The following is an 11137-nucleotide window of genomic DNA, read 5'->3' as shown; positions in this document are numbered from 1 at the left end:
CTTCGCCTCACGCGACGCCAGGCGGACGGTAGATGCACTTGGCCACCTGGGAGAGCGCCTGGAAGCCGAGGCGCTCGAGGATGGGCCGACTCATGTCGCCCGCCTCGACATAGAGGTGCGCGATGTCGCGTTGACGCGCCACCTCGGCCCGCGCCGCCACCATGGCGCGGTAGAAGCCCCTGCCCCGGAAGTCCGGGAGGACCGAGCCGCCCCAAAGACTGGCGAAGGGCGCCCCCTCCTCGATGCGAATCCAACTGGAGCACACGGGCCGTCCTTCCGACCACCCCACGAAGATGCTCAGCGTGTCCGGCTGCGTCCGCAGCTCCTCCTTCAATGCGTCGTGCAACCATTGGCAGTCCTGACTCCAGACGACCTCTTGCACCTTCATGGCCGCCGCGAGCCCGGTGGCGTCGTCCACGCGCCGGATTTCGACGCCCGGAGGAAGCGCGGTCGCGGGCTGCGAGCGGGCCGTGTCGAGCACGACCAGCGTCACGTGCGCCTGAACCTCGAACCCTGCTCGGAGTAGACGCGTCTCCAAATCACTGGGGCTGTCCTGGGTGTAGACCTTCCACATGAAGGCGCGCCCCAATGAGCGGAAATACGCCATCTGTGCCGCGATGACCGCCTCCACGTTCTCTTCATCCGTGTGGGCCCAACACAGGGAATTGTCAAAAGGGGATGGCGAAGGCCCGAGGGCCCGGAGGAAGCCCTCCCCGCTCTCCATGCGCCACGCGGGGTCGGAGGACACCGCGCGCCGCCGGACGAGTTTCTCGAACCGCGCCAGGATGTCTGAAGAACTGGAGGCACTCATACGACACCGTTTCCTTCCGCCCTCGTGAGGTCCGCGGATCCAATCCGCGCGAGCAGCAACCACGCCGTCGAAACCCCGGCGAACAGCAGCCCGAAGAAGCGCATGCTGACGCGCAGCTCGACATAGTGGGTCAACATGCCCATGACGATGCCCGCGGGAGGGACGACCGCGAACAGGATGTTGTGAAGGCCCAACAGCCGCCCCTGGAGGTCCTGGGGACACGTGAGCTGGATGAACATCAGTGTCAGCCCGGCCAGGGTGGCGATGCCGAAGGAGCTGATGGCCAGCATGACCGCGGCCCCCAGCGGCGAGGTCGAATAGGAGAGGCCCACCTGCGCCAGTCCCACCACCAAGGGGGCGCACACGAGCCGCATGCCGGCCCACCTGGGCGCGGTCACCGCCAGCCCTGGCCCCATCAGCAGGACCGTCCGCCGCCGGTCGTAGCGATCCGCCACCTGCCCCGCCCAGGCCATGCTCACCAGCACCGGAATGCTGGCGATGCTGATTAATGACGCGACCTGCGCCGCCGAATCCGCGAGCCGGGCCACCAGCCAACCGCCCGCAATCTCCATCATCCATCGGCCGGCGACGGAGATGTTCTCGAAGAACCAGAACAGCCAGAAGGGCTGGCTCACGAAGCCGGCGGGCGGCCCCCCGGGCAGGGCTGCCAATGCCAGGGCCGGGTCTCCCCGGCCGAGGGCCTCCCCGGCATGGGCGGGGGCGTCAGGAGAACTCACAGGCACCGCTGGACACTTTGACGGTCATGACAAGCCCTTGCATTGACAACCATTACACCACCCGCTTCAATGACAAAACAAACACTCCACCCCACCTAGAGCTACGACAATAGAAGCCACCCTGACCTGAATCGCAAGACACCCCAGACCGCCCAGGAATTTCCTCTCAAGAATTCAACCCACACAGAATTCTCCACGGCACCCCATGTCCAATCCCATCATCGAAGCGCTCGACGCGGCCATGATTCCCTTCCGTCGAACCCATGCGGGTGAGGCGCTCGCGCGTGTGGAAGAAACCCTGCTCATCAACACGGGGCGACAGCCCCTCCCACCGCTGCCGGCGCTGCAACGCCCGTCATTGTTCTACTTCCCGGGTCTGGGCACGCGCGGCTGGTACTCGGCCTCCGAGTACCCCTCGCTCGACTCCCTGGCCCGCCTCCTGAAAGAAGCCACGCCGATGCTGCGCGAGGAATTCCTGACGCGCGCGCACCAGGGCGAACTGCTGGCCTACGAAGAGCAGATGCCGGGCCGCTTCCCCACCCTCGACCGGCAGGACTGGGGGTCGCTCTATCTGCTCAAGGAGGGCATGCGGAACGAGACGAATTGCGAGGCCTGCCCCCGCAGCGCGGCCTTGATGGAGACGCTCTACCCTCAGTTCAGCCCGAGCGGCGCCTTCTTCTTCTCCGTGATCGGCCCGGGAACGAAGATTCCGCCGCACCACGACACGATGAACCTGAAGCTCACGTGCCACCTGCCGCTCATCGTTCCGCCCGACTGCCGGATCCGGGTAGACGGTGAGACGCGCGAATGGGTGGAGGGCGAGTCCCTGTTCTTCGACGACACCTTCCTGCACGAGGTGTGGAACAACAGCGACCGGCCTCGGGTCTGCCTGCTGCTCGACATCTGGCACCCCGGCCTCACCGCCATCGAGCGAGAGGCCATCACCGCGCTCGGCCGGGTGATGGGGCAGTTCATCAACCAGGGATACACCCCTCCCTGGTCGACGAATGGCCGAATCTTCGAGCACTGAGGCCTGGCCGGAAGCCCCGCCCTCAGCCCGCCACGTCCAGCATCCACACGTGGCCGTCCGGGTCCTTGAACGTCCCCGAGTACCCCCAGGGCTGCTTCCCCGGTGGGGCCGGGACCTCCGCCCCCGCCTCCCGCGCCCGGGCAATGAGCGCGTCCACCTGGGCCTCCGTCTCCAGCGACAGGCCCAGGATGCACTCGGAGACGCCCGGCTCCGCCACCCGGTTGCCGCCCGCCACCCAGCCGAACCCGCCCGTGGGGATGAGCATCAGGCTGACGCCCGCGTTGAGCCGGAAGTGGACGGGCTCGGGCATCGCGTCGCCCTCCGTCCCGGCCATGAGGGCGAAGCCGAGCCCCTGCCGGTAGAACCGAAAGGCCCTCGCCAGGTCTCGCGTCGGGAGACTCACGATGACATGGGGACCGCCCGGTTCACGGGCCTTCAACGAATCATGCGCTGCCACGACGACCTCCAGGGAAGGGGTTCCTGAGGATGAGACGTCCCTCGCGGCCCGAAATCATCGCCCCCCCTGGAGAAAGGGCCGGGGCACACTCGCCACCCCGGCCCGGGTACGGACTACTGGCAGTCGCTCAGCGGGAAGACGTAGTCACGGCGCGGCGTCTGGCCGGGATCCTGGTTGATGGCCGCGACACTCAGCTCGCTGTAGTTCACCGTCGTGCTGCTGCCGATGACCATCTGCGTCTTCTGCACGCGCGTGGTGGACAGCACCACCTTGCCAATGGTGCCGCTCGGCTCGATGCGGTAGCAGTTCATGATGCGCGGGTCCACCGTGGACCGGCGGCACTGGTTGTACTGCCCCAGAATCTCGCGCTTCGTGTACGTGCAGCGACAATCCCAGGGGTCGTACTCCTCGGAGACGTACGCGGCCTCGAAGCCGGTCGCCGTCTGGACGACCTCCAGGTGCGTGCCGCCCTGGAACTCGTCACAGCGCAGCACCACGTCGCCCACAGCGCCCTGCTTCACTTCCGCCGTCTCGGCAATCACCTCGGCCTCGGCCGCCGGGTCCTGCGGCTGGGCACCGTTGCAACCCACGCCCATGAGGGCGCTCATCAGAATCATCGCGGAGAAACGAATGGGGGAACGCATTCCAGCTCCTGAAGAAAAGTCCGGGTCATCCCAGACCTCTCACATGGGAGCTTTTCCCGTGATGAAGCGCAATACACTTCTCCGTAACAGCGCCTCATTCACACTGCGCGTCCCAGCCGTCAGGACATCCGGAGCGCCGTCCACAGCGACAGGGCGCCGAAGATGAAGAAGAGGCTGGCGGCGGCCCACCGCACCCAACTCATCTGCACCCGCCCGGCGAGCCGGTCCCCCAGGAACACAGCCAGGCCGTCCGACAGCATCATCCCGGCCGTGGTGCCCAGCGTCACCGTGATGGGCGCCTGATAACGCGCGGCCACGGCCATGGTGGCCAACTGCGTCTTGTCCCCCATCTCCGCGAGGAAGAAGAGCACCACCGTGGTGAGGAAAGCGCCGAAGCGCGGCGGCTTGCCTCCGTCTTCATCCAGCGTGTCCGGCTTGAGCGTCCACAAACCGAAGCCGATGAAGAGCACCGCCAGGAGCAGCGCCATCCACTTCGCCGGCACGTGCGCGGACACCCAACTGCCCACGCTGGACGCCAGCGCGTGATTGGCGACGGTGGCGACGAAGATGCCCGCCAGCACATGCCACGGCTTGCGAAACCGCGTGGCCAGGGAGAACGCGAGCAACTGCGTCTTGTCCCCCATCTCACTGGCGGCCACCAACACAAACGAACCCATGAGCGCTTCCAACATGACGACTCCCTCGCAACAACAGGGCCGGGGTTCAGATTCGTGGGAGACGCCAGGGCAGCACGCGCACACGACGGACCTCGGCCAGGAAGAAACGACAATCCCTGTCCGAAGGTCTCGTTCGTCTCGCGAACATCACGAGGTGGGGGCCCGGGCCGTTTCCAGCCAGTGTGTCGAGCTTCCCGCCGCCAGCGCCGCTGGCGTGAACTACTCCCCTAAGGCAAGTCGCGGAGTAGCAGCGCGGTACCGCGCTGTCAACGCGAGCTGCGGCACGGCTCGAGCCCCTGGCCCCCGGCGCATTTTTTGACGACGTGCCCGTCCGCCCGCCTAATGCCGCGGACAGGCAGGTAGCGGCCTGTAGCAGCCACGCCCGGAGGAAGTCCGATGCAGGATGGAAGCGCCAGTCCCCTGAGCCCCGAGGCTCCGTCGTCCCCGGCGGCCACGGAAGTGTCTGTCGACGTCCGAGGCCCGGACGCCGACATCGTCTCCACCCACGTCCTGGTCCCCGAGGAGCAGGTCCAGAAGCTGCGCGAGCTGGCGCGGCGGACCCGCATCCACCAGAGCGAGTACCTGCGCGAGGCCGTGGATGACCTGCTCGGCAAGTACGGCCGCGGAGAGCCCAAGGAGGAAGGCCAGTCATGAGGTCTGCCGCCGTCGCGTCCCGCGCGTCCCTTCCTCGCACGCGTGAGCTGATGCCCGCTTCAATGCTGCGCGACGCCGACGCGGCCCGCCTGCTTCGCACCCGACTGGACTCCGAGCGGCCGGCCTCGATTCGCGAGGCCATCGTCCGCTGGTTGGATCAGGAACTCTGACACGATGCGTCCGGCCCCCCACATGGAGGCCGGACGTGGCGCCGGGGTAGGCTCCGCGATTCCTTTTCGGAAGGAGCCCCACACCCCATGCGTCTCCCGATTGTCAGCGCCGCACTCGCGCTCGCCGCCGCCGGCTGTGCCACCCCTGGCTTCGACAAGCTCTACCCGGGCATGTCGTCCCATCAGGTCGTCGATGCCATGGGCTCAGGACCCACGCGCGCGCAGGAGTTCCCGGACAGCTCCACCGCCTGGTACTACGGCGAGGACCGCTGCGTGCTGATGCGCGACGACAAGCTCGTCGCCAAGGCCACGTCCGAGGACTCCACCACCATCAACACCCCCGTCGTCTCCGTGCGCGACACCTCGAAGGCCCTGTGCGCGCCAGAGGGCTACGCCTCCTCGGAGAAGCGGGAGCAGGTCATCGACACGCCGTTCGGCACCCTCAAGGGCAACATCGACCCGAAGGCCGCCATGGAGAAGGTGAAGGGTGTGGTGACGGGCAAGAGCGGTGACACCGCCCCCGCGAAGACGGGAGCCGCTCCCGCGGAGACGGAGCAGGCGTCGACGCCCACCCCGTAAGAAGCCGCATCGACACGGCACCCGGGGCCGGGATGCGGCCCCGGCGTCAGGCGGAAGGTGCCGCCGCCTCGCCGTCCTTGTCGTCCAGCTTGCCGGCGATGTCCTTGAACGACAGGTGCCCCATCGACAGCAGGATGAGGCCCAGGCCCACCTGCTGCACCGTCTGGCTCAGCCACATGACGTTGGCGTAAGCCAGCCCGCTCGCATTCACCGCGGCGGCCGGAAGGAAGAGGCTCAGGCCCACCTTCGTGGCCGCCTGGAAGGTGCCCATCATCCCCGGCGCCGCCGGAATCATCAGCCCCACCACCAGCACGCCCAGCACGACGTAGGCCTGGAAGAGCGTCAGGTCCATGGGCTCGCAGACGGTGCCGGGCGCCGCGCCCGAGCAGTCGAAGGCGTTGGCCAACATGGACATCCCCGCGCCATTCACGCCCCAGTACAGCGCCGTGTAGAGGAAGAAGAGCGCGACCTGCCGCCCCTTCGGCAACTGCCGCATGGCACCCACGAAGGTGTCGACGATGTCCGCCACCTTGTCCGCCACCTGCGGCGCCAGCCGGCCCACGGTGGCGCGCACCAGATTCACCGTGCGCTGCTGCTGCCAGAGGCCGAAGAGGAGGAACGCCAGACCGCCGCCGAACACCGCGAACATCAGCCACGAGCCCAGCTTGACGTAGCGAATCTCCGGCGTCTCCGTGGGCACGAAGAAGAGCAGCGCTCGCAGCATCGCCGCCACGAAGAGGCCGTCCACGATGCGCTCCAGCACCACGGACGTCATGGCCGCGCTGCGGCGGATGCCACTGCGCTGCGCGATGAGGAAGGGCCGCGCGAACTCGCCCAAGCGGAAGGGCAGCACCAGCAGCATCATGAAGCCGATGCCGGACGCCTCATTCAGCTTTCGGAACGGGACCTGCTCCAGGCCCGACAGAAGGCAGCCCCAGCGCAGGGTGCGGAAGACGTGGATGGCCAACAGGCAGCCGAAGTACGGCACCAGCCACGCGTAGTTGGCCGACTTCAGGCTGGCCAGCTGCGTCGCCCAATCCGTGTCCCGGAAGGCCCACCACATGAAGAGGAAGGTGACCAGGAGGCTGGCCAGGAGTTTGACGGCACGTTTCACAGGGGCCGGGTATACCGTCAGTCCGGGTCGGACTCCAGTGACTCCCCGGCCAACAAAGTCGCGGGATTGTCCCTCATGAGACGGGCGAAGCTCGCCTCCCCTGCCCTGCTCCGCAGCTCCGCCAGCGAGCGTCCCACCCAGTCCCGGGCCCCCACGGGCCCATGCAGGTCCGTGGCGCCCACCGCATAGAGCCCGTCGTCCAGGAAGGCGCGGGACAGCTTCTTCGCCGTGCCGCCATAGCGGCCGATGAGCGCACCGATATCCAGTTGCAACAATGCCCCAGCTCGCACGGCCTCCGCGGCGCGGCCCTTCCGCTCGAACTCCAGGCAGCGCTCGGGATGCGCCAGCAGCGGCACCACGCCCTTGGTACGGATGCGGAAGAGGATGTCCGGCAGCGCGGGGACGGGCGCGGTGTAGGGCAGCTCCACGAGCACGTAGCGGCCCGGGCCCAACTTGCGGGCCTGGGGTGTGCTGAGGCCGCGCAGGAAGGCATCGTCGAGCACGTTCTCCGCGTTGCGCCCCAATGCCAGCGGGATGCGCTCGCGCTCCAGGGCCTCCGCCAGCTCCGCACGGCGCACGTCCACCACCTCCACGGGGGCGTACTCGGGGCGCGCGTGCGGACTGGGGGCGACGGTGGAGAAGCCGAGGTCGACCAGCGCACGCGCCATCTCCAGCGCGTCTTCCAGCGTGCGTGCCCCGTCATCCACGCCGGGCAGCAGATGGCAATGCAGGTCGACAAAGCCGCTCATGCGTCGCCGTGCTGGCGTGCCGGGTGGCTGTCGGCGGGCAGCTCGTCTTCCTGCTCATCCGCCTGCCGGTCGGGGACGCGGTACTCCTCGCCGAGCCACCGGCCGAGGTCCACGGCGCGGCAGCGCTTGGAACAGAAGGGAAAGGCAGCGTTCTCCCCGCGCGGGGGAACGGGCTTCTGGCAGATGGGACACGTCAGGGTGCTCATGGTGGACGGTGTTCTAGATAAGCGTTGACGCTCTCGCGAGCCAGGATGTTTCGTGCTCGCCTTTCCATAGGAGGCGCCTGCCATGAAGGTCCTTCGCATCACCCGTCCGGGAGGCCCCGAGGTCCTCGCCGAGGAAGAACGCCCCGAGCCCGTCCCAGGCCCAGGGGAGATTCTGGTCCGGGTGCGGGCGTCCGCGCTCAACCGAGCGGACCTTCTGCAGCTTCGTGGCCACTACCCCGCGCCGCCGGACGTCGCACCGGACATTCCAGGCCTGGAGTACGCGGGCGAGGTGGTGGCCGTGGGCCCGCGCGCACGGCGCTTCCAGCCCGGCGACCGCGTCATGGGACTGGTGGGCGGGGGCGCGTGGTCGGACCTGCTCGTCACCCACGAGCGAGAGGCGATGCCCATCCCCGACGGCATGGACTTCACCGACGCGGCGGCCATTCCGGAGGCGTACCTCACCGCGTTCGACGCGCTGGTGCTCCAGGGCGAGCTCAAGCCCGGCGAGACGGTGCTCGTCCACGCGGTGGCCAGTGGCGTGGGCTCGGCGGCGGCGCTCATCTGCCAGGCCATGGGCGCGCGCGTGGTGGGCACGGGCCGCAACGCGGCGAAGCTGGCCCGCGCGGCCGCCTGGGGCGTGGCGCGCACGGTCCTGTGTGACACCAGGCCGCCGCGCTTCGCCGACGCGGTGCGCGAGGAGACAGGCGGCCGGGGCGCGGACCTGTGCCTGGACCTGGTGGGCGGCGGCTACGTGCCGGAGACGCTGAACGCCCTGGCGCCCCGGGGGCGGCTGATGCTGGTGGGGCTGGTGGCGGGCGCGGCCACCGAGGTGAACCTGGGCACGGTGCTGACGAAGCGGCTGCGCATCACCGGCACCGTGCTGCGCAGCCGTCCGCTGGAAGAGAAGATCGCGCTGGCGCAGAGCGCGGAGCGGCATCTGTTGCCGCTGTTCCGCACAGGGGCGCTGCGGCCCGTGATAGACGCGGTGGTGCCGCGCGCGGACATCCGGCAGGCGCTGGAGCGCATGGCCGGCAATGACTCGGTGGGCAAGCTGGTGGTGCGCTGGGCGTGAGCCGCATCGCGCACTGAAGGAACGGATTCGATGACGGAGCAGCAGCAAGAGCTCGAAAAGCTATTCCGGCAGATCAACGACCTCCACTACATCCAGACCTATCACCGGGTCGAAATGCCGGAGGCCGAGTACCGGCAGAGCCTGGCCAAGGCGGAGCGCAAGAACGCCGAGGTGGTGACTCAAATCCGGGCACTGCTCGCCAGCGGCGTCAGCCTGGACTTCAAGACCATCAACGGGCACTCGCCGATGATGATCGCCGTGCCCCAGAACAACGTCGACGTCATCCAGTTGCTCATGGAGTACGGCGCCGACATCCGGGCGGGTTCGAACTACGAGTTCCCGATTCACCGGGCTGCGGAGTTCGGCGCTGACCGCGTCGTGCGGTTCTTCATCGACCAGGGCATCGACCCTCGGCTGAAGACGGAGGGGGGCAGGTCGGTGCTCTCCGTCGCCCGCGCCTCGCGGCACAGCAAGAACGTGGGCCCCCTGCTCGTGGAGCTCCTGAAGAAGACCCAGGACCAGCGAGGCCCTCCGCCCAAGAAGGTAAAGGAGCTCTCCGAGGAGCGCGTCACCCAATACCTGTCAGGGGACGCTCCCGCGGGGGGCAACCCCAAGACGTGGGAGCAGCTCCGCGCGTTCATGGAGAGCGTCTTCGTCGAGGAGTACTCGGTCACCATCGACCAGCTCTACGCGGGCATCGCAGAGCACGGCAACACGAACGCCCCGCTCGTCTTCGCCACCATCGACCTCATCCGGCAGGTCGCCACGCGGGCCCCCGCGAGCAAGACACTCAAGAAGGTGTCCAAGAACCCCTTCGTCCACCACGGCGACCTCGTGGTGGAGGGCCCCCTGAAGGTGCTGTCGCTCCTGGTGACGGGGAACCTGACGGTGAAGGGCAAGGCGTCCAACTTCGAAGGGTGCCAGCTCTTCGTGGGCGGTGACTTCGAATGCGACACCTTCCAGACCGAGGGCCCCGTCATCATTGGAGGGAACCTCAAGGCCTCGACCGTCGACGCCTTCTACAACGACTACAGCCTGGACGTCCGGGGCGTGCTGACGGCGGACCGGCTGGTGATTGAGAAACATCAGGTGCTGGCCGGGCGTTTCGACGTCAAGGAACGCATCGAGAAGTAACAGACCATTGCGCCCCGACACCGGGCCTTTATCCTGCGCCGCCATGGCTACCCACTTCGACCCCAGCGCCGCCGCCCAGCCGGACTCCGGCGTGTTCGGCCTCCCCCACTCCCCGGAAGAGGCGCACGTCATCCTCATCCCCGTTCCCTTCGAGGCCACCACCAGTTACGGCGGTGGCACGTCCGAGGGGCCAACCGCCGTCCTGGAAGCCAGCCGGCAGGTCGACCTCTTCGACGTGGAGACGGGTCGTCCCTACGAGCGTGGCATCGCCATGCTCCCCGAGCCCCAGGAGCTGCGCGACTGGAACACCCGCGCCAAGGAGCGCGCCCAGGTCGTCATCGAGGCCGGTGGCATCCACTCCGGCGAGGCCGCGCTGATTCAGGCCGCGCAGGACGTGAATGTCCTCTGCGACCAGATGAACGAGCACGTCTACCGCACCACCAAGCACTGGTTGGACCAGGGCAAGCGCGTGGCCGCGGTGGGCGGTGACCACTCCATCTCCTACGGCATCATCCGCGCGCACGCGGAGAAGTACCCCGGCCTGGGCGTGCTGCACCTGGACGCGCACGCCGACCTGCGCGTGGCCTACGAGGGCTTCACCTGGTCCCACGCGTCCATCATGTACAACGTCGCGGAGCGCATCCCCGGCGTGAAGACGCTGGTCCAGGTGGGCCTGCGCGACATGAGCGCGGAGGAGTACCAGTACATCGCGGACTCCAACGGCCGCGTGCACGGCTTCTTCGACGCCGTCCTCCAGAACAAGCGCTTCGACGGCGTGCCCTGGAACCGGCAGGTGGATGAGATGGTCGCCCTGCTCCCGAAGCAGGTCTACCTGTCCTTCGACATCGACGGGCTGGACCCCGTGCTCTGCCCCCACACGGGCACCCCGGTGCCCGGCGGACTGTCCTTCGCCGAGGCCGTGGCCCTCATCGCCGGCGTGGTCCGCTCCGGGCGCACCATCGTGGGCTTCGACCTCACCGAGGTGGCCCCCGACCCCGAGGGCGGCGAGTGGGACGGCAACGTCGGCGCCCGGCTTCTGTACAAGATGATTGGCTGGATGCTGAAGTCGCAGCAGGCCTGACGTCTCGTCACGCGAAGCGCCC

15 protein-coding genes are annotated in these 11137 nt (G+C 68.1%); 7 read left to right on the top strand and 8 right to left on the bottom strand.

All coding sequences use genetic code 11. From position 1 onward, the window contains the following. Nucleotides 1-7: 7 nt before the first annotated feature. Both FMQ63_RS07160 and FMQ63_RS07155 read right to left on the bottom strand, forming a co-directional pair. Nucleotides 8-811, bottom strand: coding sequence for a GNAT family N-acetyltransferase (locus FMQ63_RS07160; RefSeq protein ID WP_011554416.1), 804 nt, complete (start codon nt 809-811; stop codon nt 8-10). Further along, entirely contained in the window at nt 808-1446 is a 639-nt protein-coding gene (locus FMQ63_RS07155; protein WP_011554417.1) for an MFS transporter, read from the bottom strand. Before FMQ63_RS07155 ends, FMQ63_RS07160 begins: the two co-directional genes overlap by 4 nt. 307 nt (nt 1447-1753) lie before the next feature. On the opposite strand from FMQ63_RS07155, the gene FMQ63_RS07150 reads away from it, so the two are divergent. Further along, the gene (locus FMQ63_RS07150) at nt 1754-2578 is read left to right on the top strand and encodes an aspartyl/asparaginyl beta-hydroxylase domain-containing protein (protein ID WP_011554418.1); all 825 of its coding nucleotides are present in this window, start codon (nt 1754-1756) and stop codon (nt 2576-2578) included. 22 nt (nt 2579-2600) lie between these two features. Here FMQ63_RS07150 and FMQ63_RS07145 read toward each other — a convergent pair whose 3' ends face one another. The 3 genes from FMQ63_RS07145 to FMQ63_RS07135 all read right to left on the bottom strand — a co-directional run bounded on the left by FMQ63_RS07145 (nt 2601) and on the right by FMQ63_RS07135 (nt 4371). Further along, a complete protein-coding gene (locus FMQ63_RS07145) occupies nt 2601-3035 on the bottom strand; it encodes a VOC family protein (RefSeq protein ID WP_225909338.1) in 435 nt (144 codons plus the stop codon). Nucleotides 3036-3148: 113 nt separating this feature from the next. Next, complete coding sequence (locus FMQ63_RS07140) at nt 3149-3679, bottom strand: hypothetical protein (protein ID WP_011554420.1); 531 nt, start codon at nt 3677-3679, stop codon at nt 3149-3151. Between the two features lie 119 nt (nt 3680-3798). Next, nucleotides 3799-4371 (bottom strand): TMEM165/GDT1 family protein, encoded by a 573-nt coding sequence (locus FMQ63_RS07135; protein ID WP_011554421.1) that lies wholly within the window; start codon nt 4369-4371, stop codon nt 3799-3801. Between the two features lie 381 nt (nt 4372-4752). Between FMQ63_RS07135 and FMQ63_RS07130 the strand changes: the two genes are divergently transcribed. The 3 genes from FMQ63_RS07130 to FMQ63_RS07125 all read left to right on the top strand — a co-directional run bounded on the left by FMQ63_RS07130 (nt 4753) and on the right by FMQ63_RS07125 (nt 5759). Further along, entirely contained in the window at nt 4753-5010 is a 258-nt protein-coding gene (locus FMQ63_RS07130) for a ribbon-helix-helix domain-containing protein (protein ID WP_011554422.1), read from the top strand. Further along, complete coding sequence (locus FMQ63_RS37320; RefSeq protein WP_011554423.1) at nt 5007-5180, top strand: hypothetical protein; 174 nt, start codon at nt 5007-5009, stop codon at nt 5178-5180. The genes FMQ63_RS07130 and FMQ63_RS37320 overlap by 4 nt, the downstream gene beginning before the upstream one ends. An 87-nt stretch (nt 5181-5267) precedes the next feature. Further along, the gene (locus FMQ63_RS07125; RefSeq protein ID WP_011554424.1) at nt 5268-5759 is read left to right on the top strand and encodes a hypothetical protein; all 492 of its coding nucleotides are present in this window, start codon (nt 5268-5270) and stop codon (nt 5757-5759) included. 46 nt (nt 5760-5805) lie between these two features. Here the strand turns inward: FMQ63_RS07125 and FMQ63_RS07120 are convergent, their stop codons facing one another. From FMQ63_RS07120 to FMQ63_RS07110, 3 genes are read right to left on the bottom strand one after another with little or no spacing between them, the layout of a single operon-like run. Next, nucleotides 5806-6873 carry a lysylphosphatidylglycerol synthase transmembrane domain-containing protein gene (locus FMQ63_RS07120; RefSeq protein WP_011554425.1) on the bottom strand — a complete coding sequence of 356 codons (1068 nt, stop codon included), beginning with the start codon at nt 6871-6873 and terminating at the stop codon, nt 5806-5808. Between the two features lie 17 nt (nt 6874-6890). Next, complete coding sequence (locus tag FMQ63_RS07115; protein ID WP_011554426.1) at nt 6891-7622, bottom strand: tyrosine-protein phosphatase; 732 nt, start codon at nt 7620-7622, stop codon at nt 6891-6893. Further along, entirely contained in the window at nt 7619-7828 is a 210-nt protein-coding gene (locus FMQ63_RS07110) for a DNA gyrase inhibitor YacG (protein WP_020478355.1), read from the bottom strand. The genes FMQ63_RS07115 and FMQ63_RS07110 overlap by 4 nt, the downstream gene beginning before the upstream one ends. A gap of 82 nt (nt 7829-7910) precedes the next feature. Here FMQ63_RS07110 and FMQ63_RS07105 point away from each other — a divergent pair, with 82 nt between their 5' ends. The 3 genes from FMQ63_RS07105 to FMQ63_RS07095 are packed head-to-tail and all read left to right on the top strand — an operon-like array spanning nt 7911 to nt 11115. After that, nucleotides 7911-8900 carry an NAD(P)H-quinone oxidoreductase gene (locus FMQ63_RS07105; protein WP_011554428.1) on the top strand — a complete coding sequence of 330 codons (990 nt, stop codon included), beginning with the start codon at nt 7911-7913 and terminating at the stop codon, nt 8898-8900. A gap of 30 nt (nt 8901-8930) precedes the next feature. Then, complete coding sequence (locus FMQ63_RS07100) at nt 8931-10034, top strand: ankyrin repeat domain-containing protein (RefSeq protein WP_011554429.1); 1104 nt, start codon at nt 8931-8933, stop codon at nt 10032-10034. Between the two features lie 43 nt (nt 10035-10077). Further along, nucleotides 10078-11115, top strand: a complete 1038-nt coding sequence (locus FMQ63_RS07095) for an agmatinase family protein (RefSeq protein WP_011554430.1) — start codon at nt 10078-10080, stop codon at nt 11113-11115. Nucleotides 11116-11137: the final 22 nt, after the last annotated feature.

It is taken from the genome of Myxococcus sp. CA005 (genome assembly GCF_006518205.1).
In the GTDB taxonomy this organism is placed as follows: domain Bacteria; phylum Myxococcota; class Myxococcia; order Myxococcales; family Myxococcaceae; genus Myxococcus; species Myxococcus xanthus.
Note: the sequence above shows the minus strand (reverse complement) of the source record. Positions and strands in the feature narration are given on the sequence as shown.